The following is a 24,216-nucleotide window of genomic DNA, read 5'->3' as shown; positions in this document are numbered from 1 at the left end:
AACCTTTATAGTGTGTTTATCTTCTTAAATAACTGAATGGAGTTTTACGATGGAATTTCATGTCGAAAATATGACCTGTGGTGGCTGTGCGCGTGGTGTAACCCGTGCGATTCAAGCGGTAGATGCCAATGCAAAAGTGATTACTGATCCGCCTAACCGCAGTGTTAAAGTTGAAACCACAGCCTCACAGCAACAAGTAGTCGAGGCTTTATCAGAAGCAGGTTTTCCACCACGTTAATCTGTTCCTGAATAAAAAGCGGCTTAAATAGCCGCTTTTTTGTATCAATGGAATGGATAAAAAATAAAAGGCGATCATAAGATCGCCTTTTATGCTGTACTACTTACGCCCAGTGAGTGGGGACAGCGAGAGCAAATCATTATGATGATGGATGTCCTTCATTTCATGACTTGGCTCTTTTAAGCCTTCCAGAATCGGACACTCGGGGCGATTGTCACCCGCACAGCAATCAACCAAGTTCTGGAGTGTTTGCGCCATTTGCTGCAGGTCTTGGATACGCTGTTCTAGCTTATGGATATGTGCCTGAGCCAATTGTTTGACGTCGGCACTTTGTCGATTGCGATTATTCCATAAATCCAGTAAATCAGTGATTTCAGTAACCGAAAAACCCAATTCACGACTACGTTTGATAAATTTCAATCGTTCCACATCATTCTCTGAATAAGAGCGGTAACCTGCATTGCTGCGTCCTGCCGCAGGAATTAAACCAATTTGCTCGTAATAACGAATCATCTTGGCAGTCACACCTGAAGCTTGAGAAACTTTACCTATATTCATAAGATCCTCCATTAGTCTTTATGCACAGACGGCGGTTGGAAACGACGTAAACGTAGCGCATTACCAAGCACAAACACACTTGAAAGTGCCATCGCACCCGCAGCAAAAATCGGCGACATCAAGATGCCATAAGCAGGGTATAACACACCCGCAGCCACTGGAATCAATAGAGTGTTGTAGGCAAAGGCCCAGAACAAGTTTTGGTGAATATTACCAATGGTTGCCTTAGACAAGGCAATTGCATTGGCCACACCTTGCAAGTTCCCAGACATCAACACCACATCCGCAGATTCAATCGCCACATCAGTCCCTGTGCCAATTGCAAGGCCGACATCTGCTTGAGCCAATGCTGGAGCATCATTGATCCCATCACCGACAAAGGCAATATTGCCATATTTTGCTTTCAGTTCCTGCACGGCATTGACTTTACCTTCAGGTAGCACTTCGGCAATCACTTCATCAATTCCAAGTTGTTTGGCAATGGCATGTGCGGTACGAGCATTGTCACCGGTAATCATTGCCACTTTTAAACCCAGTTGATGTAAGGCTTGAATGGCAGCAGGTGTCGTATTTTTGATTGGATCAGCAACCGCAATAATCCCTGCCAAAGCACCATCAATTGCCACATAAAGTGGAGATTTTCCTTCATCGCCCAAACGCTGTGCTGTATGGGAAAATGGAGTGATATCCAGACCAAGTTGAATCATATAGCGATCTGCACCGATATAGATATTCTGGTGTTCATTTACAGTGGCATTGACACCCATGCCTGTGACTGAATCAAATCGATCAACTTTAGGCAGGGTCAGACCTTGATTTTTTGCGGCATCGACAATCGCTTTGGCAATTGGATGTTCAGAAAGCGACTCCACTGCGGCAACGAGGCTGAGTACATCATTAGGTTCAAAGGTGGATGTCACCTCAAAATCAGTCAGTACTGGATGACCTTCGGTCAAGGTCCCGGTTTTATCAACGGCAACCACTTGAGCATCTTTTAACAGCTGTAGTGCTTCACCTTTGCGGAACAGGACACCAAGTTCCGCACCACGTCCAGTACCAACCATAATCGAGGTGGGGGTTGCTAGACCCATGGCACATGGACAGGCAATAATCAGGACCGCAACTGCATTGACCAGTGCAAAAGTTAAAGCAGGTGATGGACCGAAAACTAACCATACGAGGAAAGTAAGTAGTGCTGCAAGCATGACCGCAGGCACAAACCATAGAGTCACTTTATCAACCACCGCTTGAATCGGCATTTTAGAGCCTTGCGCTTGCTCGACCAGACGGATAATTTGCGCCAACATGGTGTTGCCACCGACAGCGACGGCTTTAAAACTTAAAGTTCCGTTCTGGTTAATGGTTCCACCCACCACTTGGCTGCCAATGTTTTTCTCAACAGGAATCGGTTCACCTGTGATCATCGATTCATCGACAAAGCTTTGTCCTTCAATGACTTCACCATCGACAGGGATTCTTTCACCTGGTTTTACAATGACAAAATCACCTGCAATTACTTGCTCGATTGGAATATCGATTATCTGATTATCTCGAGAAACATGGGCAACTTTTGCCTGTAAACTGACTAAGCGTTGAATGGCTTCAGAGGTACGTCCTTTGGCTTTCGCCTCAAGAAAACGACCGAGTAGAATTAAGGCCACAATCACAGCGGCTGCTTCGTAATAAACATTCACCGTGCCAGCAGGCAATAACTTTGGTGTAAAGGTTGCAACTAGTGAAAATAGATAAGCCGCCAGTGTACCGACGGCAACCAAAGAGTTCATATCGGGTGCTAAACGAACTAAAGCGGGAAGACCTTTGAGATAAAAACGACGCCCTGGGATAATCAGCACTAAGGTGGTTAAAACGAATTGTAGGTACCAACTATTTTGCATGCCAATGCTTTGTTCAATCAGATGATGAACACCTGGAATCAAGTGTGAGCCCATTTCCAAGATAAACACAGGTAAGGCTAAAATAGTGGCAATAATCAGGTCACGTTTGAGTTCAGCACGTTCATGATCTTTTTTCTCAAGTTGTTCACTTTGGTCTGGAATGGATGCCTGAATCTCTTTGGCATCGTAACCTGCCTTATCAATCGCTGCGATTAAGCTTTCGACCTTAGCCGTACCCGTTACCGTGGCACGTTCAGTTGCCAAATTGACGTTGGCCGTTTTTACACCGTTAACCGCATTCAATGCTTTTTCAACACGACTAACACATGAAGCGCAGGTCATGCCTTCAATCGACAATTCAACCTTATTTGCAGGGACGTCATAGCCTGTTTGTTCTATGGCTTGAATCAGCACTTGTTGGTCTACGGGCTTAGCAAGGGTGATATCTGCACGTTCTGTGGCTAGATTCACTGATGCAGATTGAACGCCGTCAACTTTTTTGAGTGCTGCTTCAACGCGTCCAACACAACTGGCGCAAGTCATGCCCTCGACTTGAAGGCTGACATTCATATTATTAGACGATGTTTTTGTTTGCGTTTCCATAAGTTATACCTATAGAGATAATCCGATTGCTTTCAGCATAGACCTTAACATTATGGGAAGGTCAAGCGGATTTATCAAATTTTAGGATTTTATGCAAACGGATTTGGGGTAGGCTCATGGATTGTCCTTTATTTCATTCAAGGACAATCCAAATGTAGAATGGTTTAATGAGGGAATTTAAACAGCTATTTTTTTGTCTTGATCGTCTATTTCAGCTTGTGACTGTGCCGATTTTTGTACTTGAGTATAATTTTCCAGATCGAAGCGACGGGTGCGCTGACGATATTCCAATGTGAAGCCTGGCCAATTATTGGTATTTTTCCCTGTCGCAGTTTGATACCAACTGGTGCAGCCTTGAGACCACATAGTTGACTTCATGCGCTCCTGAATTTCTTGATTAAACTGTACTTGAATTTCAGCTTTCAGATCGGTGAAGGATAAATTGTTTTGGATATGGGCTTGAAGTGCATCTAGGATGTAATTCACTTGGCTTTCAATCATGTAGACGATTGAGTTATGCCCAAGATTGGTATTTGGGCCATACAGCATAAAGAAATTAGGGAAGCTGCTTACGGTTAAGCCTAAATACGCTTCTGCGCCATCGACCCATTGGTCTTTTAATTTTTTGCCATTCAGTCCTGTAATTTGCATGGGTGCCATAAACTCAGTTGCCTCAAACCCTGTTCCATAAATAATGGTATCGATTTCGCGATGTTTGCCATCTTTATCGACAATACCAGTTTCAGTAACTTCCTGAATCGCGCTATTGATGACATCGACATTTGCACGAACCAGACTACGGTACCAATGATTGGAAATCAAAATACGTTTGCAGCCAATCGGGTAGTCGGGCATCAGACGGTGGCGGAAATGTGGGTCTTTGATTTCCTCACGAATATGCCGCTGAAAAATATATTCGGCTAAAGGAATTTCATTCAGTGTGGCGGTAAAGCTCTTGAGGCGAATTTCGTTATAACTATATTGAAAGACACGATCCAGACTTTGCAAAATTGGAAGTTTTTGAAATGCTTTTCGTTCCAATGTTGAATAAATACGGTCTGGTTTTGGGATGACATAGGGTGCGGAACGTTGATAGATATCTAAATGCGCTACTTGCTTTGCGATCTCTGGGACAAATTGAATCGCACTGGCACCGGTACCAATCACAGCCACACGTTTATTATTTAAGTCGTAGTCATGCTCCCAGCGTGCAGAATGGAAAGCTTTTCCTTTGAAACGATCCAGACCTTTAATTTTCGGGTATGCAGGGCGGTTGAGCTGACCCACCGCAGCAATTAAAAATTCTGCCTCAAATTTTTCCCCAGTTACACTCTGAATCTGCCAAAGGCCTTGAGTGGCATCAAAATCAGCGCTGGCAATCTCAGTATTAAACTGGATATGCGGATAAAGCTGATATTTCTCGGTGCAGTGCTTTAAGTACTGATGAATTTCCTGCGATGAACCATAGCGGTTTTTCCAGCCAAGATCTTGTTCAAAAGAAAATGAATATAAGTGAGACGGAACATCACAAGCAGCACCTGGATAGGTATTGTCACGCCAGACACCACCGACATCATTGGCTTTTTCAAATAAAGTAAATTGTTCAAATCCAGCACGTTTGAGCTGAATGGCTAGCCCTAATCCACCAAATCCAGTTCCAATAATGGCGATACGAATATTTTTATTTGAAGATAATTGTTGTTTAAACATAACGGACTCAAGTGAAAAGTATCATGTATTGCTTGCAGAATAATCGTTTCATGCATTGATTTAGAGGATGGATCAGGACAAAATATTGTGATTAGCGGACATTGAGAAAATAGGTTTGAACTACTTATGGTCATATCAACGTAGTATCCATAGTATTCGTCTCATGGCAGATTTTGCGGCTGAACTGGGCGTGAGTCAGACACAGATTCTCAAGGGAACAGGACTGGAGCAGCAACAGTTGCTTGATCCCAATATGTTGGTGACTGGGCAGCAGGAATTACAGCTGATTCGCAATTTAGTCGAGACATTTAGCCACAGACCTTTGCTTGGCTTAGAGGTGGGTCAGCGTTATCACTTTACCACCTTTGGTTCGCTCGGCTTAGGCTTGATCAGTAGTGCCAATATTCGTGAAGCTTTGAACTTTGCTTTGGCCTATTTTCCTTTATCTTTTGCCTTTAGTCAGTTTGTGGTATCAGAACCACCCGAGACCAATAATATTCGAATTGATATAGAGGTAGATGAGGGAATCCCTCAAACATTACGGCAATTCATTATTGAGCGAGATATTGCCGCACTGATAAGCGTCCAACACGATTTGATTCCAGAGAATCTCTGCCAAAAAGTAGTATTTGGCTTTCAGTCCTGTGGAGAACAACAGCCTTATCATGAATTGTTTGGGGTGGCGCCTGAATTCGGTGGATCAAAAAATTACATTGTGCTCAATGCAGAAAAAATAGATCAAAAGTTGAGTATGGCAAATGAATTGATGTTACATTCAGCTGAGCAACAATGCCGAGAAATACTAGATAAGCGGCAATCTCAAAAAAAATATGCTGATCAAGTGCAACACATCCTTATGAATAGCAAGGGGAAAATTCTAACAATGGAAGAGATTGCGGATCGTTTATATCTAAACTCCCGCACCTTACGTCGTTATTTGGCGCAAGAACAAACCACATTTATTAAAATCAGGGAGGAAGCCCGAAAAATGATGGCAAATTCCTATTTGTCGTCAACACAAACTTCAATTGAGCAAATTTCTGAATGGTTAGGCTATGCCGAACCCGCCAGTTTTATTCATGCTTATAAGCGCTGGTATGGCAAAACGCCCCATGCAAGCCGACTAAAAAATAAAATGTAGAAAATAACGATTTAGTGGCATATAAAAGATAGACAAAAGGGAATAACTGTTCATCTTAATTCTAGAATGGACAGGTATCAGGAAGATAGAAAGGTAGCAGGCGATGCTTTTAGAACACGACTTAAGTCGATCCGAGTTTAGTCTTTTTTCAGAAATATTATGGAAATTAGGTTCAGGAAAAGGACAGGAGCGTTTACGTGAAACCGTGTTGGTAGATATCGCGACTTTATTAAGAGCCGATTTTGCTGCGTCTTATATTTGGGATGCAAAACAGCATCTATCCAAACAGGGCATTATGTGGCAAATCGATCCCAAAGCAATTCTTGAATATGAGCGTATTTGGCAACACGATGACCCGATTACGTCTCTGCTGCGGGAACGGCAACAAGCGACTTTCGTAAATGAGATCATTTCGATATCAGAGCTAAAGAAAACGGATTATTACAATGAGTTTTTACGCCCTTATGGTCTATATCATGGTTTAAATATTTATTTTGTTCGGGATGGGATAGATATTGGCGACTTGCGTATTTGGCGCGCTCAGGATTCGGTGATGTTTAGTGAGCGAGAGAAAAGGATTTTAAATTTACTCGAACCTTATATGACTCAAGCCTTACCCGTAGATTTATCGCCTCAATACTTTTTAACCCCGCGGGAGCAAGAAGTAGTCATGTTGGTGAGTAAGGGGCTGAGTGATAAATATGTTGCCAATTTACTGGATATCAGCTTCACCACGGTGAGAACGCATTTAAAAAGTGCCATGAAAAAAATGGGTTGTCATAATCGTACTGAAATGGCTGCATTGATGCATGCTTAATGGCCTCCTCAATTTTGAGGATATCGAACAAACTGAAAACGGTACAAATTATAAACATTATTACTTAAATGGATTTTAAGTCACAATGTTAAAGATGAAAGAAAAAGTATTTTTGGATCAAGGTATTCATCTTGATAAAGCCACAATCAAGGAAATTACAGCACTAGTTACTGAGCGCAAAGTTTCTTGTGAACAATTGCTAGATCACTATTTCGAAAAGATTGATACGCAGCAGTCCCTGAATGCTTTTATCAGTCTTGATTATGCTGCAGCGCTTCGACAGGCGCAATTTTGGGATCAATCTATTGCAGAAGGCAAACCGTGTCCTGCATTAATCGGGGTATTGCTGGCGGTTAAAGATAATATTCATGTTGCTGGTTTTAGCAATACGGCAGGAACACCTGCTTTAACCGGATTCAGACCCAAAGTAACGGCTCCAGTGATTCAAGCATTGATTGATGAAGGTGCGATTGTTGTGGGTAAAGCCAATATGCATGAGCTGGCATTTGGGGTCACAGGCTACAATACTGCAATGCATATTGAGGGTGTGATTGGCACTCGTAATGCGGTTAATCCCTTACATATTGCAGGTGGTTCTTCTTCAGGAAGTGCTGTTGCTGTCGCTGCAGGCATGGTGCCAATTGCAATCGGGACTGATACAGGTGCATCGGTCAGACTACCCAGTGCCTTAAATGGCTGTGTTGGTTTTCGTCCCACGGTTGGACGCTATGCTCAAGAGAGTATTACGCCAATCTCGCATACACGTGATACCGCAGGCCCAATGGCACATTCAGTATCCGATATCATCTTGATTGATCAATTGATTACTCAACAACAAGTCCCAGCTCGTATATCGACGCAACCCATCAGGCTTGGGCTATGTGCATATTTTTGGGAAAATCTGGATGAAGAGGTTCAGCAACAGGCTGATCAGGCACTACAACTTTTAAAAAATGCGGGGATTGAAATCATCAGTGTAGAAATGCCTGAGTTAGGGCAGCTGAATCATCGTATTTCATTTCCTGTAGTGATCTACGAGGGCAAATATGATCTGATTGAATATTTAAAAAACCATGAAGTTGGAATAGAACTAGACGCTATTGTGGAGCAAATTTCAAGCCCAGATGTACAGCAACTCTTTCAGCAGAATATTTTGCCTGAATTGATTGTGGATGAAACGGGTAAGTCTGTGGCGGTCGAAGCTTTATATCAGGATGCGATCACAACGGCTCGACCACAGTTGCTTTCACTCTATGAAAAAACCTTTAATGAGCACCAACTCAATGCTTTAATTTTTCCAACCTTAGCCATTGTTGCCCCATTGGCAAATGAGCAAGTGAGTTCAATTGAAAATTTCCAAAGGCTGATTCGCAATACTGATCCAGGAAGTAATATTGGTTTACCTGGGCTGAGTTTACCGATTGGCTGTGGCACAAAATCAAAATTACCTGTTGGATTGGAAATAGATGGTTTACCAAATACAGATCATGACATTCTTGCGCTTGGGGAAGTACTCGAACAGATTTTTAACAGTTTAAATCATCGCTAAAATGACTTCAGTTTTATAACAAAGTCCGTTTCATTGAGAATGGGCTTTGTCTGTCACTTGAAATAAGCACCGATATCTTTCTGATTAGATCGATAAGAACAGAGGATACAAATTGAAATGGCAAATCCGTATGTGCAAATCTAGTATTAGGCTTACTTTATAAAAACGGTTTAAGTTTATTTTATGTTTTTAAAGAAAATTTTAGGTATTTGTATTTTAACTAGCATGTTCGCAATCAGTGGTTGTCAAAAAAATGAGCAACATTCCAAAGAAAAAGTTGAAGATGTCAGTCAATCTGGTTTAAAACTCGATGCAGCACAGATGATGACGCATTTACATGTATTTGAACAAATTGCCAAACAGCATGGTGGCAATCGTGCTGTGGGTACGCAAGGCGGTTTGGCAAGTGCAGATTATATTTTAGATCAAGCCAAGAAAGCAGGTTTTAGTACAGAACTTCAGACTTTTGAAAATCGGGAAAAGACCAAAGGCAAGAATATTATTGTGGAGATTCCCGGAGAATCAACACAAAGCATAATTTTGCTGGGAGCACATTATGATTCAGTCAAAATGGGACCTGGCATCAATGATAATGCTTCAGGTGTAGCCTTATTGCTCGATTTGATGACACAATTATCGAGCCAAAAAGTAAAACCGAGACACACCATTCATCTGGCATTTTGGGATTCGGAAGAAGTAGGGATTGCAGGTTCTCAAGCTTATGTGGAGAAACTGACTGCTGAACAGTTAAAAGCCATTAAAGCCTATATCAATGTGGATATGGTCGGCACCAAAGATCCTGAAATCCTGATTGCAGATGGTGATAAATCATCTCTAGATGAAATGGAAAAAATGTTAAAAGAGCGTGGCATGCAGGAACAGGACTATAAACCACTCCTTGATGGTTTACGTAGTATTCCAAGCCATAGCGGTGATTTAGCATTAGAGAATACGCTTAAAGCATTTTTTAAAGCAAAAAATCTGGAAATTAAAGAAGATGTTGCAACTCTAACCGCAAGTGATACAGCACCGTTCTTAGGTAAAGTGCCTGTGGCCTCTGTGATCTTATTTAATGAGCAAATGAAAGGGGATGAACTTGAGTTCGCGCCGTGCTATCACAAAGCATGTGACACGATTGAGCAGGTCGATCCAAAGTCAATGCAATTGGCAGGTGATGCTGTGATTCATTTATTAACATCTTTAGATCAAGACTAATATCCAATTAAGGGATCATCTATATTAGATCAACCGCTGTATTATTAAGCATTGATAAAAATGACAAAATTATCATTTTCAGGTCATGCTGCTGTTGGGCTGCCTGTTCTATCTTATAGAGAGTTAAGAGAGAGAGCAGGTAAATAGAAATGAAAGCATTGGTTAAACTCATCTTCATCCTATCGTTTGCATCAACAGCGAGTTTAAGTTATGCAGATGGTGGTTTAATGTTCTTGGAAAAAAACCAAGAACGTAATGCAACTGTACAAGGCAATGATGGCCAAACGCCATCTAAATAATTCTGAGTTTCACAAGGATCATATAACTTCTCCCAAGTTGTATGGTCCTTAATCATTCCGCTTTAAAAATCATTCTAAAGACAATATTTTCACCTTCGATAAACACATCAATTTTCGCAGCGTGAATTTCGATAATTGACTTGGTAATCGCTAATCCTAAACCTGTACCATCTTCGGCTTTGTGTCGCGATGAGTCCAGACGATAAAAACGGTCAAAGAAACGAGACAGCTGTAAAGGGCTTAAAGTTTGCATTTCAGCAGATACTTTATTTTTAATCTGAATGATCGAATGCTGAGAATCTTGGCTCAGTTTGACTTCTAAAATCGAATCTGGCTCACCATATTTAATTGCATTCGAGATTAAATTATTAAAGGCTCGACGAATCATTGCAGGTTCGGCCTGAATAGATGCCTGACCTGTTTGCTTGAGTTGTATCTGTTTTTCTGATGCAAAAGCTTCAAAATATTCAAACAGCACCCGCATTTCTTGCTTTAAATCGATTTCTTTTTTGTTTTTTAAGGCGAGGTTATGATCCGATTTAGCTAGAAACAACATATCTGAAATCATTTTTGCTAAGTGTTCGTATTCTTCTAAATTTGAAAAGAGTACATCTTGATATTGCTCAATGGTTCTTGGCTTGGTTAAGGAAACTTGGGTTTGCATCATCAAATTATTGATCGGTGTCCTAATTTCATGGGCCAAATCACTTGAGAACGCAGAAAGTTTATCGACTGAAACCTCCAGTCGATTGAGCATGTCATTAAATGCCGTTGCCAAAGGGGTGAGTTCAATGGGTATATTACTGAGATCAAGGCGATTGGACAGATTATTTGCAGAAATGTTTTCTGACAGTTTTGCCATTTTCCGAATCGGGCCAAGACCTTGCCAAGTGGCCAACCAACCTAAAAACATCAGACCAATTACACCGAGTAGACCAATCATGAGCAACTGCTGTTTAAATGAATGCAGGAAGTAATAATTATCGGTGACTTCAATTGCAGCAATGATTTGCATGTTCTGATTGGTTTCGCCATAGCGAAGAACCTTATTCACCATGATGCCTTGATAACTCTGATCCTTATTTTTCCAATTAATCCATTGCCCATTTTGAGTTTGTATTAATTGGCTGAGATCGGTGTGATTATTCTTTTTGTTATAAATGGTCTGACCATTGGCCAGTTTGATCTGAATCACCAAATTATCATGCCCAATCAAGGCCTCATCTAAACCGTCCTTAAAATTGCTAGGTTTCTGTTGGAAAAGATTTTCAATCAGCTGAATTTTTCCTTCAATTTCTTTTTGATTTTGTTGATAAAAATAATTGACCACATGCTGATTGACGAATATTCCCATAACGATCAAGATCAGAATCGTGAATAGAGTGGAAATAAAACTGATTCGAAAGCCGATTGAACGAAATAATTTAGTTCTCATCTTCGATCTCTAGGACATAGCCCATGCCACGGATGTTTCTAATTAGTTTGGGGCTAAAGTCGGTATCAATTTTATTTCTGAGCCTGCGAATCGCGACCTCGACCACGTTAGTATCACTATCAAAATTAATATCCCAAACCAAAGCAGCGATCAGTGATTTTGGTAAAACTTCACCTTGTCTACGCATAAACAGTTCAAGTAAGGAAAATTCTTTGGCGGTCAGATCAATGCGTTGCCCAGAACGCACCACACGGCGTTTAATTAAGTCGAGATGTAGGTCTGCAACGGCATAGAAGGTTTGCTCTTCTTTAATTTGCCCACGTTTTAATAGGGTTTTAATACGTGCAAGTAGTTCGGCGAAGGCAAAGGGTTTAATCAGGAAGTCATCTGCACCGAGTTCCAAGCCTTTGACACGATCCTCAATCTGATCTTTTGCAGTAAGAAACAGCACTGGGAGGAAGGTGTTTACTTTGCGAATTTCAGTGAGGATTTTCCAGCCATCCAGCTTCGGCAGCATGACATCTAAAATAATCAGGTCATATTGTTCTGTCACAGCATGATGCAGACCAGAAATGCCATCTTGGCTCCAATCTGTCACATAGCCTGCTTCAGTTAAGCCTTTTTGGAGATAATCACCTGTTTTTTGTTCATCTTCAACAAGAAGTATTCGCATGCTTTCATCGAGCCCAAAGTTTTATCGTGTCATTTTAGCGTCAAAGATAATCAGATATTTATAAATGACAAAATTGTAATATTGCAGTCAGCTTCCTGACTTTATTCACCTTGAAACCATTTTGACAAAGCTACTTCGAAAATTTTCGCTTTATCCAATAATCTAAACTGAAATAGCGACCACCACCCAATACGATTAAAGCCAATAACATGATCAGATAAGTAACCGCAAACTCAATTCCATTATTTAAAATCACAAATGAGCCACTGGATGTTAGCCAGTCATAATTACCATAATTTTCTAGAATTCCCCGAGCTGCTTCCAGTTTTTCAGCAGAGGCGAGTACTTGTGCATTGGCAAAGGGTGCATTGGGATCGGCTATCGCTTGCCAGCCATTTGGCAGATGTACAGTGAAAATGGCGACGAGCATGGTAATGATCAATGGAATACTAATCCACCGTGTCAAAAGACCAAGCGTTAAAAGCACAGCCCCAGCAAGTTCTGTTGATGTTGCTAACGTTGCCATGAGGTAAGGAAAGGGTAAACCCAAGCCCCAATCGCTATTGCCGAACCATTCCACCGTATCTGGAAAATGCATCAGTTTATTTGTGCCCGCCATCCAAAAGATTGGAACGAGATAACAACGTAAGGCAAGTGCCGCAATGCCATCCGCATGTTTGAGTGCTGAGCAGATGTTTTGATAGTACTGAGTCAGCGCATACAAAAAGTTCTTCATGATAATTTCACACCGAATAGGATTGAATGATCATTAGTCGGGTGAGGATTCAATTTCTTACATAAATTTTTTTTATTTGCACTGTAATAAATCGAGATTTACGCCGTCTAACTTTATGTACCTTTGTACAAACCGAGCATTTACCTTAAAAGGAATAGAAAAATGAGCAAACTTAATTCGATGACTTCAGTTGCAGCGTTATTAGCACTCTCTGTTGCGGGCGTAACCCAAGTGACTGTTGCAGCAACGACAACGACGACAGAGGCCCATGCCAGCAAAGCTGCTGATGGAAAATGTGGTGAAGCGAAATGTGGCGCCAATAAAGCCAAACAACAGCAAAAATCTGCTGAAGCCAAATGCGGTGCAGCAAAAAAAGCAGCAGACGCGAAGTGTGGCGCAGCCAAGAAAGCTGCTGATGCAAAATGTGGTGCAGATAAAAAAGTGGCTGACGGCAAGTGCGGGGCCAAATAATCCCTTCAATCATGGATGATGTCGGTCTAAAGCTTAGGTCGGCATCATTCTAATCATAGGAGTTTCACCATGGCTGAATTGGCTGGTGTAGGTCTGGGTTTAAGACGTGAGTTTATTGATGCGTTTTTAAATGCAGATACTCATCCAGATTTTATTGAAGTTGCTCCTGAAAACTGGATGGGCTTTGGTGGTCGGCACGCCAATGCGTTACCGCTCTTATTGGGCCTTTGATGACTTCTTAAATAAATCAATCAGAGATGGGATTGATCCTTCGTTAAATCCGTTATTTACCAAGAAAAGTAAAGTCAAAGAATACAACTTTGAATATCGAACCATGCCAGAAAGTTATGATGCTCAGCAACAACGTATGCTAAACCTTTTAACGCAACGTTATGCAGCCAACAATCCTGATTGGGATGGCCGTTTAGAAACGGTGCCTGCATCAGAAACGACGTTGTATAGCCGAATTTGGTCACAGAAAAATACACTCACTTGGAAAGCTGATGACAATGGTCATTTGGCCCTAGCGGATAATATATTGAACCAACTGAATGCCTTAGGCCAGAAGTATGTGGTTATCGGGAATGGTTTTCAGCCTGTTGTGATTGAGCAGGTCCCGATTGAATCAGCTCAGAAAGTAAAAGACAGTGGCTGGGCACCTCAACTTGGTGCATCCATTCATTTGACTGAAAATAATCGGCTTTATGTACGCTATGCAGAGGAATATCGCTTACCGAGCTTATTTGAGAGTACAGTTGGTTTCTCAGCAATGATGCCATATCAGGAGATTAAGCCCGAACATGCGTTTAATTATGAAGTGGGTTATGTCTATGACATGCGGAATTGGCTCAGCTCAGCACGTAATGCCGATATTAAGCTGGCCTATTACTACAACAAAACCAAAAACGTAATTGAGCGTAATCAAAATCTGATTTTTACCAATATGGATGAGCAAAAGCTTTCTGGTATTGAGTTGCAAAGCCGTTTTGATAATGGTGCTTTCTTCACTGATTTAAGCATGGCTTATAACCTCAAAAATGAAGTCTGTGACAGCAATAGCGCCATTAATAAAATGATTAATAGCGGTACAGTACAAACAGATCAAGGTATTCAATTCCGCGATGCTTATCAACGTTGCGTCGATGATGGTTTTCCGAACGGCTATCTCGTGACGATGTCGACACCTGAGCTTAGCGCACATGCTTTATTAGGCGCGCGCTTTCTAGATGAAAGATTGGAGCTTGGTGCGCGAGCAACTTTCTACAAAGGCTATGAAAGTCCATTACGTAAAAATAATGATGCTGGTATCAATAAAGGCTATTACCTCAATGTGCCTCTCGCTTGGGACGATACGTGGATTTTTGATGCCTATGCACGCTATCAAGTTGATACCTATAACACAGTTGAATTTGTAGGTAATAATCTTTCAAACCAATTTTATATCGATCCACTCACTCGGAGTGCAATGGCTGCACCAGGTCGTACTTTGAAAGTCAGCTGGACCACCAAGTTTTAACACAGAATTTAATTCCAACCTTCACATTAGTCGGAATTAGATAAACGTAAATAATGATATTGAATGATTATTATTTACAAAACCAAGGAGCAGTTATAGATCTTACTGTTCCTATAACTAAATAGATAACGATACCGTTATCTTTATTGAAACAATAACTTAGCTTTAGAAAAATGGAGTAACAATAAATGAAAATCTCTCAACTGTTCATCGGTCTTGTTGCATGTTCTGCTGTGTTTGCACATGCAGGTAACCGAGTGGAAATGGGTCACCATTAATCTGAATTAAGATTTGATTTTGACCGAATCTTGATAAAGAAACTCGGTCAACTCCACTGCATGGTATGAATGTTGATGATCCAATTTCTTAGCACTCATACCATGCCGGCATAGCATATGGTCTGGTAAATGAATATGAACTCTAATCCTCCAATTCTAAATAAAGAGCGCTCCATCTTTCTGCTAATCGCTTTGCTATTGGTTGCATCGAGTTTACGTGCACCAATCACGGGAGTTGGGCCAATACTTGAGCAATTACGGTTGGTGTTTGGCCTTTCACCCACTGCAGCTGGCTTATTAACAACTTTACCGCTGATTGCTTTTGCTGTTATTTCTCCATTTACCGCACGCTTTTCAATTAAATTTGGTTTTGAGCGAATTCTTTTCACCTCCTTAATAGTAGTTATTGCTGGTGCTGTAGTCCGCTCCATTGGCTCAGCCACGATGCTTTTTATTGGAACAAGTATTATTGGTATTGGTATCGCTATTGGAAATGTATTGGTACCTAGTCTGGTAAAACGTGATTTTCCAAACAGCGTACCCGTTGTCACAGGATTATGTTCTATTGCGATGGCTGTAGCAGGGGCTTTTGCATCGAGCAGTGTTGTTCCTCTTACTCAAATTTTAGGATGGCAGCCAACTTTAATGGTTATAGCCATTTTTTCCTTCATTGCTTGTCTGTTTTGGATTCCACTCATTCTCCAAAATAAAACTCAAGAACAAGTACAGATTCCATTAACAGAAGCACATTCACAAAATATTTGGACATCCAAACTTGCTTGGCAGGTCACATTGTTTATGGGCTGTAATGCGGCTTTATTCTATGCAATGGTGAGCTGGTTGCCTGCAATTTTGACCGAAGCGGGTTATAGCAATAAAGCATCTGGTTCTTTACATGGCTTGATGCAATTAGCAGGGATTGTACCTGGTTTAATTTTAGGTCCATTGGTGAATCGTCTGAAAGACCAACGTTTAGTTGCCATTAGTATGGGGCTATTAATGTGTATCGGGATGCTCGGACTGTTACTTGCCCCACATTGGGCAATATTTTGGGTACTCAGTTTCGGTATTGGATCTGGTGGCGGAATATTACTGGCACTGATGTTTTTGAGTCTACGTTCTCGTTCGGTACATCAAGCAGCTGCACTTTCTGGTATGGCTCAAGGTGGAGGCTATCTAATGGCGGCAGCGTGTCCAACTTTAGTCGGTGCATTACGAGGCGTCAGTCAGAATTGGAATTCTGTATTAATGATGGCTGTTCTACTCTCAATACTGATCGGTATTCTTGGCTACCTATCTGGTCGGAATCGTTATATTTAAATCCTAAGTATATATCTCGTTAAAAAATATCATTTTTAAAACCATCGTTTTCGATTTATTCGAATTCGATGCTGGATTCAATTTATCTAAATTTACTGCTCAAGCCATAACAGGAGTATTTCATGTGTGTGTTTCCTAATCGTCCGTCATTCATTCAGCATAGTTTAGCACTGTCTATAAGCTTGCTCATGATGACATCTGCCAATGCAGCGACTGATCAAGAGGAGATTCAAAAACTCATGGAAGAGATAAAAGAATTGAGAGCTTTAATTCAGCAACAGCATAAGTCCATTGAAACAGATCAAACGACTGTATCAACACCTGTTTTTAATTTTTCGCCAACTCAACCAGAGACTCATGTCAATCTATATGGTTTTTTGCGGGCTGATGCTAATTATATTATTGAAGGCGCTGATAACGACTTTAATGCCGCAGCTAAAAGTACAGCCGAAGCCAAAGATAAACTCAGAACAACCGTTAAAACCACGCGTATTGGCTTGGATTTTTCGACGCTTGCTCAAGAGGCAAAAATTGGCGCTAAAGTCGAGGTAGATTTTGCAGGAAGTAATGATAATCTTCGCATTCGTCATGCTTATTTGACGTATAACAATTGGTTGATTGGTCAAACAACGTCAAATTTCCTATCCAATCATGCACCTGAAATTATGGATTTTTCAACCAATATTGGTGGTGGTACCAAGCAATATCCTCAAGTTCGTTACAATTACAAAGTGACACCCGCAAACCAATTCTTCTTAGCTGCTGAAAAAGGCAATAATTCGGCATCAAACACTGCAATTAAATATCGAGTGCCTGTATTAACAGCAAAAATGATGCATGAGTTTACTGACAATAAAGGTTCTACATCGCTGCGGGCCATGCTTGAGCAATATCAAGCTGAAACGCTAAAGTCAGATAAAATAGGTTGGGGGATTGCAGTTGGTGTGAACTATAAGCCAATTGAATATCTAAAACTATCTGCTGATATTAGCCATGTAAAAGGCAATAGCCATTATGTTTATGGAAGCAATACCGCTTTTACTATTGCGGATGACAATGTAGAGCAGAATGAATTTAATGCAGTACAGATCGGTGGAACCTACTATATTCGCCCCAATTTACGAACAACTCTCGCTTATGGTGCAATTTTTGCTGATGATACAAATGGCTATGCTCAGAGTAGTAGGACAGATATATCAGCCAATGAAAAAGTACAGCAGACATGGATCAATTTTATATATTCTCTGGTAGCACCAATTGATCTGGGTCTAGAATATATCAATGCTCAGCGCGAAACCTTTGCTGGTGAAAAATATCGCGATAACCGTATTGGAATTATGGCCAAGTATACGTTTTAATTTTAATTCGTCGTTCTTAGCTATCTTTAAATTAAAATAGCCCCTCAGATCTGAGAGGCTATTTCTATCTTCTTTAATCAATGAATGAATGCAATTAAGCAACTAGATAAATCAAAGTGATAAAAGTAATGAATAGTAAAATAAATCAGTGCACTGATTTATCCTCTATATGAACAGCACCTCAATACATAAGAATATTAAAGTACTGATAATCATAAATTATTTATTATTTGGGTCTGGTTCTTGTGAATCCTCTGGTTTTGAAGAGTCTTCTGGTTTTGGAGTAGGTTGAGGGGTGTTTACCTGAGTATGTTCATTTGCTTGTAATAGTGGTGATTGATCATGGGTCACTTTTTTGGAAAACTCTTTAAAATCAGACATTTTTATCTTCTTTGTTTCGTTATGGAAACCCCATACTACGCTGTTATTTTATTTACACTACAGCAGCTTTAAGAGTGATTTGTAGGGATATGTAGATGAATTAAAGAATATATCTATTAAATATTTCTTAAATAAAATCAAATAAATATTATTTGTTGATTGCTATCGCTTAAAAACCATTACTAGATCTCAAGAATTTCAAGGGCAAGTACACAAAGATCACAAATCTTATTTTTAAATAAATCCAATTACTCAGGTGTGATATCTATTGAAAAGTATTTCTAGTGAAGAAAGCAAAAAGCTATCTTGTCTGATGATTGTCGTAATTCGCTCACAGTCAGTTGAATAGCTCAAAAGGCTAAGGGAATGTTACAGATCAAGCTGGATAATGCATGGGTGAAAACCTGCCAAATATTACCTATTGAAGCTAAGCTAGGACCTCGCCAAAGCTCTACATAAACAGCCCGATAAAGCAGATGTATATATGATAAGGTGAGCATTCAATCTGAGTGGTGATGATATTGAAATTATGTATTGGTGGTGATTTAGATGGAATGACGGTAGATTTGAATAAAAAAAACTTTAAAGCTGGAGAGATCGACAGTAAAAAGTCTTCAGAGTACGTTAAGCAGATTTATGTAAAAAACGATAGAGTCTACAGCTTTTGGATCTGTCAGGATTTGAGTGCCGATGAAGTGACAAGTCGCGTTGCGGATATTCTTGGTAAGTTAAAGTAGTTAATTAATTGCTGAACTTGTTCTGGAATTTCATTAGTTACTGCTGTTAATAATTTAACGTTTGTATATATGTGCAGCTAGGCATAGTATGATTGATTAAATTGGAGCATATTGATGCTAAAAGACATTACAATTATTGATTTCCAAGGTAAAGAAAGAAGGGCGCAAGCAAGCTACACCGAAGTAAAGACAACTAATACAATTCAATCAACTCGGGTGCAGAGTCCCAAAGTTGAATATATTTTAATAAAAGGTGAGATTATTTACCCGACATCGAATTGGGTTTTTAATAGCTCCGATGGTAATAGCTATTATATCGAGTAAAACATGACCCGCTTTGGCGGGTTTTTTAATGGGTAAATTTTATGAACGAAATCAGTTTTGTGACTTAGCCCGCATATCCACAAAATAGATTTTTGCTTCAGATCCTCTAGGCTGTGATCACTAAGCGTCAACCTTAAAAAATAGAAGTTAACTGATCGTACCTTCTATCTATTAGAATATTCGCTGAGTTGGATCAGAATATCTATCTGGGGTATGTGATGTTAACGCTTTGCTATTTATTACAATAAATAGCACGAATTCCATCAATAACATGCTCATATCGCAACAGCGTATACTGAGAATTATTCTCAAAAAATTTCCAAAACTCCATAATTGGGTTAGAAAATTCTTGATGTGTGAAGTCCTTTTGAAGTTCAGGTTGTTTTTTTATTATCTTAAACCCGATGAACATGTCATATCCTTACGTTGTTAGGAATCCATACTAACTTAAACTCAAGTAAAAGTATGTCTAATCTCTCAAATATCGATAAGTAGAGTTTAACCTAAGCTGACACCGCTATTAGACAAGCTCTAAATGCAGTGAGGCAGAGAGAAAACACACCTAGAATCTGGTCCATAGACTAATTTTAATCTGGTGATGGTCTACTTGCTCATTTCAGCAAAATTCCAAGCCATGGTTTTCAAGTTTCGAATGAAGACCAATGTGTTTTTTCTATTCTTAACCAAGGTAAAAGACCACAAGTTGCTTCTACCACACTGTCATTTAATTAGTTTGGATCAGTGAAAAAGCTCACGTTATGTGAGCTTTTTGTTTTCTTATAAAATTTAAATCTTTTGATTTATTAGATATAAAGGCTTTTTTCACCTTTGGGCCGAGTTTTGAATCTACGATGGAACCACATATATTGCGTAGGAAACATTTTTATTTGGTTTTCAATCACAAGATTGACTCGTGTTGCATCGTCAACTTCACAGGCACTTGGAAAATTTTGCAATGCAGGCTCTAGCAAAATATGGTATTGGGGGTTACGAATGTCACCAGTGCGATAAAAAAATAAAGGAATTGCCGCTGCTTTGGTAATTTTAATTAACCGTCTATGTGCTGTTACTGTTGCTGCTTGTATATTGAAGAAAGGAGCCATCACCCCTTGTTTAAGTCCAAAATCCTGATCTGGACTATACCAAATAGCATGTCTATGCTTTAAACTTGAGATCAATCCTTTCATATCATCTTTAGAAATCTGATTCTGATAAATTGTAGCTCTACATCGACTAATAAGCATATCTAAGAGAGGATTATTTTGAGGACGATAGACAACATCAAGTTCAAAAAAACGACCACAAATATAGCCACCTGCATCTAATAAAGTAGAGTGTGTTCCTAAGAGTAGAACGCCATTTTCTTTAGCATTTTTAAGATGCTCTAAACCATGAATATGCATCTTTTTTTGAAACCAACGAGGGCTGTACCAAGCATTCAATGCTTCAAAGAGTCCCAACATCATATTGAAAAAGACTTGTTTTGCATCTGCTTGTATTTCTTGTTCGCTTTTCTCAGGAAAACACAGTTCAAGATTCCTAATCGTTGTTTTGCGTCTAGATTTCAGCGCTTTCCAGGCAAGTGTCGAGAGGATATTTGCGAGTCGCCACTGTATCGCCCATGGAAGAATTGCAAACATCATTAAAAGAATTAAAGCCATCCATATTCCCCAATATCTAGGCAATAGAAATGACCAGTGAAACTTTCCTGCCCTAAATTTCCGTGTATACGTCATAGCAGCTGTTTCTTAAGAAAAACTGATCAGCCTAACATAAATGAATTACTTTCATTGATTTATTTAAGTAGGGATCACTACGCTAAATCACGTACTGTACTTCCATCGTTGCGTTGTCAACAAAAGAAAGATCGGTTGCCATACTGACCTAGGCAGAAAATTCATGTGATGTCTTGTAATTGGCAGGATAGGCTATACTTCTTGTAAGACCTTCACAGTTACTTGGCATAGATGCCAGCAATGTTGTATATCCCTAAAAGATCAATTTTTTATTGAAATTAAATGAGTGAGAGTAATGAGTAGTAATTTCTCTTTAGAGTATGAAGTGGTAGATGAATTAACTGATAGTGATTTGGACAAAATAAACCAGATGATCGTTTCTACTTGGGATTATAACTCATGGGTGCCTGAAAAGAATGTAAGACCTATGGCAGAATTTTTTTTGGGTGAGGTGATCATAAGTTCCTCGCGCATTTTTGTAGTTCGTGATAAAGACGAAATTGTTGGGGTAATTGCTGCATCAATCATAAATAACATTAGACAGAAGGCTAATGCGAAAATAAGAAAATATAGAGCTTTACAGGAAATAACCTCAGACAAAAGAGTAGAAGTTTTTGAACATTATCTGGATACATTGATATTAAATGAAAAATTACTTCTTGAAAGTGGTAAAACCTTTGCTGCGTCCTTGAATTTTTTTATCTTAGATGAACGATATCAAGGTTTAGGAATAGGCAATATCGCGGGACTAGGACCAACTGGATTGGTATTGGCACATATTTTAGGTAAACGTGGGCATCAGGTGTTGGTGTTGGAACGTGAACCTGTGTTTTATGGTAATGCTCGTGCGGTATATACCGATGATGAGTGCATGCGAATTTTTCAGTCGATAGATATGGCTGAAGAGCTGCAAAAAGATATGTTGTTGGATACGCCGGTACAACTTGTTCGTCCAGACGGCACTGTGATTGCACAATACAAGCCGCTAAAACGTCCATTTGGTTGGTCGGTGGTGAATTTTTATTATCAGCCGTATTTGGAAACATCTTTAACCAATGCCTTAGAAAAATATCCAAATGTTAAAATTTTGCGTGGACGTGAACTGATTAATTTTAATCAGGATGCAGATAGCGTGACGGTGATTCATCAAGCCACACAAATTTATCGTTTTAGTGATGAGTCAGATGTCAAAACCGAAGCACAGGGTGATAGTGATATTCAGCAAGTCACCGCTCGTTATTTGGTCGGTTCAGATGGTGGACGTAGTACCGTTCGTGCCAAACTTGGCATTGAAATGTCAGGGAAAAACTTCCCAGAGCCGTGGCTGGTGGTGGATTTAAAGCAAAAAGACCGCAATAAAGGCTTACGTCACTTACCTTATTTTAATTTTGTGGTAGATCCCGATTTGCCAGTGGTGAGCTGTGTACAGCCAGATGGTTTCCATCGCTTTGAGTTTATGCTGAAAAAAGGTCAAACCAAAGAATATATGGAACAACCTGAAACAGTACGTATGTTGTTATCCAAATTTGTCAATCCTGATGACTTTGAAGTAAAACGTAAACTGGTCTATACCTTTAATGCTTTGGTTGCTAATCAATGGCGAGATAAACGTGTACTTTTGGCAGGTGATGCTGCACATATGACCCCACAATTTATGGGGCAAGGCGCAAGCTCAGGGATCCGTGATGCAGGCAATTTAGGCTGGAAACTCAGTGCGGTACTCAATGGTCAAGCTGGAGACAAATTATTAGATAGCTATGAAAGTGAGCGTCATGATCATGCCAAGGCAATGATTCAGGGTTCTGTCTTATTAAAAGATCTTGTTTCAATGACCAATCCAGTGATTGGGAAAATCCGTGATGGTGTAATTAAAGGCGTACTTTCTACCCCAAAATTAAAAGAATGGGGACAAGAAGGTGGGTTCAAACCAAAACCTATTTATACCAAAGGACAATATTTCGGTTTAGCACGTAAACATCGTTTAAGCCCTGAAGGTGGCTTATCTCCGCAGCCTATTGTCCGTGGTTTTGATGGTCGTCCTGTACTTTTAGATTCTCTATTAGGTGAGAACTATTCTTTGATTGGGTTATCAGTGGATCCAACATCAGGTTTATCAGACACATCTAAACAAGTCTTAGAACAAATTGGCTGTAAATTTATCACTCTATATCCATATTCTGGTCGACCTCAAGGCCATATCAATAGAGATTTAAATCCTGATGTGCTTGAAGTGGAAGATATTGATGGCGATATGGTGTGTTGGTTTAAAAAGGCATGTAAGACATCGCAATCCATTGCAATATTACGTCCTGATAAATTTACATTTGCTGTTGTTGATCAAGTCGAAATTAATTCGACCATACAGCAGTTAAAGCATCAATTGGATTTAACTGCTGATAAAACTGGTTCTCACACAATTGGCGGGGTAAATGTATGACGATTAATGATCAAGAACGTTTAAATTCTGCGGCTTTGGCATTGCGCCACGCTAGACAATCAGGTCAAACAGTTGGGCAAATATCTGAATCACATCATATTTCTGGTTTAGATGAGGCTTATGCTGTTGCACAAATTAATAGTGATTATAAGGTCAGCCAAGGTGCAAGAATTATCGGCAAGAAAGTTGGTTTAACCTCAAAAGCAGTGCAACAACAGCTTGGTGTGGATCAGCCTGATTTCGGGATTTTATTCGATGATATGGAATACCTAGATGGTGACACCGTTCCTGCCAGCCAACTTATGCAGCCTAAAATTGAGGCTGAAATTGCTTTTATTCTTGGGCGAGATCTTGTTGGACCAATGCCATCGTGGGGAGAGTTCATATCCGCATTGACTTATGCCTTACCCGCTTTAGAGATCGTCGATAGCGCGATTCATAACTGGAAAATCACGTTGGAAGACACGGTAGCCGATAACGCATCTTGTGGTTTGTTTGTTTTAGGAAATCAGCCGATCGAAATAGGCAGCTTAAATCTAGCAAAAGTAAAAATGGAACTTGAACACAATAAAGTTGTGGCATCAAAAGGTAATGGAGCCGCGTGTTTAGGTCATCCATTAAAAGCTGCTTGGTGGTTGGCCCGTACCATGTGTGAAAAAGGGATTGGTTTAAAAGCTGGTGAGGTCATTTTATCTGGTGCGCTAGGACCAATGGTCAATGTCAAAACAGGTGATAGCGTGACTGCCTATATTGGCCGTTTAGGTTCTGTCAGTTGCCAGTTGGTATAGG

At 40.0% G+C, this 24,216-nt stretch carries 22 protein-coding genes and 2 pseudogenes; 15 read left to right on the top strand and 9 right to left on the bottom strand.

Going from position 1 to position 24,216, the window contains the following annotated elements; genetic code table 11:
• Window positions 1-49 precede the first annotated feature (49 nt).
• Window positions 50-238 carry a heavy-metal-associated domain-containing protein gene (locus MN869_RS01300; protein ID WP_004653564.1) on the top strand — a complete coding sequence of 63 codons (189 nt, stop codon included), beginning with the start codon at window positions 50-52 and terminating at the stop codon, window positions 236-238.
• A 99-nt stretch (window positions 239-337) separates the two neighbouring features.
• Here the strand turns inward: MN869_RS01300 and cueR are convergent, their stop codons facing one another.
• The 3 genes from cueR to MN869_RS01285 all read right to left on the bottom strand — a co-directional run bounded on the left by cueR (window position 338) and on the right by MN869_RS01285 (window position 5,004).
• A complete protein-coding gene (gene cueR / locus MN869_RS01295) occupies window positions 338-796 on the bottom strand; it encodes a Cu(I)-responsive transcriptional regulator (protein ID WP_005203779.1) in 459 nt (152 codons plus the stop codon).
• An 11-nt stretch (window positions 797-807) separates the two neighbouring features.
• Complete coding sequence (locus MN869_RS01290; RefSeq protein ID WP_033132845.1) at window positions 808-3,294, bottom strand: heavy metal translocating P-type ATPase; 2,487 nt, start codon at window positions 3,292-3,294, stop codon at window positions 808-810.
• 177 nt (window positions 3,295-3,471) lie between these two features.
• Complete coding sequence (locus MN869_RS01285) at window positions 3,472-5,004, bottom strand: NAD(P)/FAD-dependent oxidoreductase (RefSeq protein WP_033132844.1); 1,533 nt, start codon at window positions 5,002-5,004, stop codon at window positions 3,472-3,474.
• A gap of 115 nt (window positions 5,005-5,119) precedes the next feature.
• Here MN869_RS01285 and MN869_RS01280 point away from each other — a divergent pair, with 115 nt between their 5' ends.
• The 5 genes from MN869_RS01280 to MN869_RS01260 all read left to right on the top strand — a co-directional run bounded on the left by MN869_RS01280 (window position 5,120) and on the right by MN869_RS01260 (window position 10,025).
• Window positions 5,120-6,145 carry an AraC family transcriptional regulator gene (locus MN869_RS01280; protein ID WP_033132843.1) on the top strand — a complete coding sequence of 342 codons (1,026 nt, stop codon included), beginning with the start codon at window positions 5,120-5,122 and terminating at the stop codon, window positions 6,143-6,145.
• A gap of 103 nt (window positions 6,146-6,248) precedes the next feature.
• Window positions 6,249-6,962 (top strand): helix-turn-helix transcriptional regulator, encoded by a 714-nt coding sequence (locus MN869_RS01275; protein ID WP_033132842.1) that lies wholly within the window; start codon window positions 6,249-6,251, stop codon window positions 6,960-6,962.
• 85 nt (window positions 6,963-7,047) lie between these two features.
• Window positions 7,048-8,511 carry an indoleacetamide hydrolase gene (iaaH, locus tag MN869_RS01270; RefSeq protein ID WP_033132841.1) on the top strand — a complete coding sequence of 488 codons (1,464 nt, stop codon included), beginning with the start codon at window positions 7,048-7,050 and terminating at the stop codon, window positions 8,509-8,511.
• A gap of 183 nt (window positions 8,512-8,694) precedes the next feature.
• Window positions 8,695-9,726, top strand: a complete 1,032-nt coding sequence (locus MN869_RS01265; RefSeq protein ID WP_033132840.1) for a M20/M25/M40 family metallo-hydrolase — start codon at window positions 8,695-8,697, stop codon at window positions 9,724-9,726.
• A 149-nt stretch (window positions 9,727-9,875) separates the two neighbouring features.
• Entirely contained in the window at window positions 9,876-10,025 is a 150-nt protein-coding gene (locus MN869_RS01260; RefSeq protein WP_004806924.1) for a hypothetical protein, read from the top strand.
• A gap of 52 nt (window positions 10,026-10,077) precedes the next feature.
• Here MN869_RS01260 and MN869_RS01255 read toward each other — a convergent pair whose 3' ends face one another.
• The 3 genes from MN869_RS01255 to MN869_RS01245 all read right to left on the bottom strand — a co-directional run bounded on the left by MN869_RS01255 (window position 10,078) and on the right by MN869_RS01245 (window position 12,869).
• Window positions 10,078-11,460 (bottom strand): heavy metal sensor histidine kinase, encoded by a 1,383-nt coding sequence (locus MN869_RS01255; RefSeq protein ID WP_033132839.1) that lies wholly within the window; start codon window positions 11,458-11,460, stop codon window positions 10,078-10,080.
• Window positions 11,450-12,133 carry a heavy metal response regulator transcription factor gene (locus MN869_RS01250; RefSeq protein ID WP_005203769.1) on the bottom strand — a complete coding sequence of 228 codons (684 nt, stop codon included), beginning with the start codon at window positions 12,131-12,133 and terminating at the stop codon, window positions 11,450-11,452. Before MN869_RS01250 ends, MN869_RS01255 begins: the two co-directional genes overlap by 11 nt.
• A gap of 130 nt (window positions 12,134-12,263) precedes the next feature.
• Window positions 12,264-12,869 (bottom strand): DoxX family protein, encoded by a 606-nt coding sequence (locus MN869_RS01245; RefSeq protein ID WP_033132838.1) that lies wholly within the window; start codon window positions 12,867-12,869, stop codon window positions 12,264-12,266.
• Between the two features lie 162 nt (window positions 12,870-13,031).
• On the opposite strand from MN869_RS01245, the gene MN869_RS01240 reads away from it, so the two are divergent.
• From MN869_RS01240 to MN869_RS01220, 5 genes and pseudogenes are all read left to right on the top strand, one after another.
• A complete protein-coding gene (locus MN869_RS01240) occupies window positions 13,032-13,340 on the top strand; it encodes a hypothetical protein (protein WP_005188347.1) in 309 nt (102 codons plus the stop codon).
• 69 nt (window positions 13,341-13,409) lie between these two features.
• Window positions 13,410-13,541 (top strand): annotated as a pseudogene (locus MN869_RS01235) (DUF692 family multinuclear iron-containing protein); the annotation flags it as partial.
• Window position 13,542: 1 nt separating this feature from the next.
• Window positions 13,543-14,856, top strand: a pseudogene (locus tag MN869_RS01230) (TonB-dependent receptor); the annotation flags it as partial.
• A gap of 413 nt (window positions 14,857-15,269) precedes the next feature.
• Window positions 15,270-16,454 carry an MFS transporter gene (locus MN869_RS01225; protein ID WP_227505266.1) on the top strand — a complete coding sequence of 395 codons (1,185 nt, stop codon included), beginning with the start codon at window positions 15,270-15,272 and terminating at the stop codon, window positions 16,452-16,454.
• Between the two features lie 122 nt (window positions 16,455-16,576).
• Window positions 16,577-17,812 (top strand): DcaP family trimeric outer membrane transporter, encoded by a 1,236-nt coding sequence (locus MN869_RS01220; protein WP_033132781.1) that lies wholly within the window; start codon window positions 16,577-16,579, stop codon window positions 17,810-17,812.
• Window positions 17,813-18,031: 219 nt separating this feature from the next.
• Here the strand turns inward: MN869_RS01220 and MN869_RS01215 are convergent, their stop codons facing one another.
• On the bottom strand, window positions 18,032-18,193 hold the full coding sequence (locus tag MN869_RS01215; RefSeq protein ID WP_005203627.1) for a hypothetical protein: 162 nt from the start codon (window positions 18,191-18,193) through the stop codon (window positions 18,032-18,034).
• 515 nt (window positions 18,194-18,708) lie between these two features.
• On the opposite strand from MN869_RS01215, the gene MN869_RS01210 reads away from it, so the two are divergent.
• Together MN869_RS01210 and MN869_RS01205 are read left to right on the top strand one after the other, a co-directional pair.
• The gene (locus tag MN869_RS01210) at window positions 18,709-18,930 is read left to right on the top strand and encodes a hypothetical protein (protein ID WP_004807100.1); all 222 of its coding nucleotides are present in this window, start codon (window positions 18,709-18,711) and stop codon (window positions 18,928-18,930) included.
• Window positions 18,931-19,044: 114 nt separating this feature from the next.
• Entirely contained in the window at window positions 19,045-19,254 is a 210-nt protein-coding gene (locus MN869_RS01205) for a hypothetical protein (RefSeq protein ID WP_004807102.1), read from the top strand.
• 232 nt (window positions 19,255-19,486) lie between these two features.
• On the opposite strand, the gene MN869_RS01200 is transcribed toward MN869_RS01205, so the two are convergent.
• Window positions 19,487-19,666, bottom strand: coding sequence for a hypothetical protein (locus tag MN869_RS01200; protein WP_004807103.1), 180 nt, complete (start codon window positions 19,664-19,666; stop codon window positions 19,487-19,489).
• A gap of 391 nt (window positions 19,667-20,057) precedes the next feature.
• Window positions 20,058-20,990 carry a lauroyl acyltransferase gene (locus MN869_RS01195; protein WP_033132780.1) on the bottom strand — a complete coding sequence of 311 codons (933 nt, stop codon included), beginning with the start codon at window positions 20,988-20,990 and terminating at the stop codon, window positions 20,058-20,060.
• A 295-nt stretch (window positions 20,991-21,285) separates the two neighbouring features.
• Here MN869_RS01195 and MN869_RS01190 point away from each other — a divergent pair, with 295 nt between their 5' ends.
• Entirely contained in the window at window positions 21,286-23,427 is a 2,142-nt protein-coding gene (locus MN869_RS01190) for a bifunctional 3-(3-hydroxy-phenyl)propionate/3-hydroxycinnamic acid hydroxylase (protein ID WP_243306796.1), read from the top strand.
• Window positions 23,424-24,215, top strand: coding sequence for a fumarylacetoacetate hydrolase family protein (locus tag MN869_RS01185; RefSeq protein WP_033132771.1), 792 nt, complete (start codon window positions 23,424-23,426; stop codon window positions 24,213-24,215). The genes MN869_RS01190 and MN869_RS01185 overlap by 4 nt, the downstream gene beginning before the upstream one ends.
• The last annotated feature ends 1 nt before the right edge of the window (window position 24,216 follow it).

It is taken from the genome of Acinetobacter sp. NIPH1876, from assembly GCF_022808535.1.
Classification (GTDB): Bacteria; Pseudomonadota; Gammaproteobacteria; order Pseudomonadales; family Moraxellaceae; genus Acinetobacter; species Acinetobacter higginsii.
Note: the sequence above shows the minus strand (reverse complement) of the source record. Positions and strands in the feature narration are given on the sequence as shown.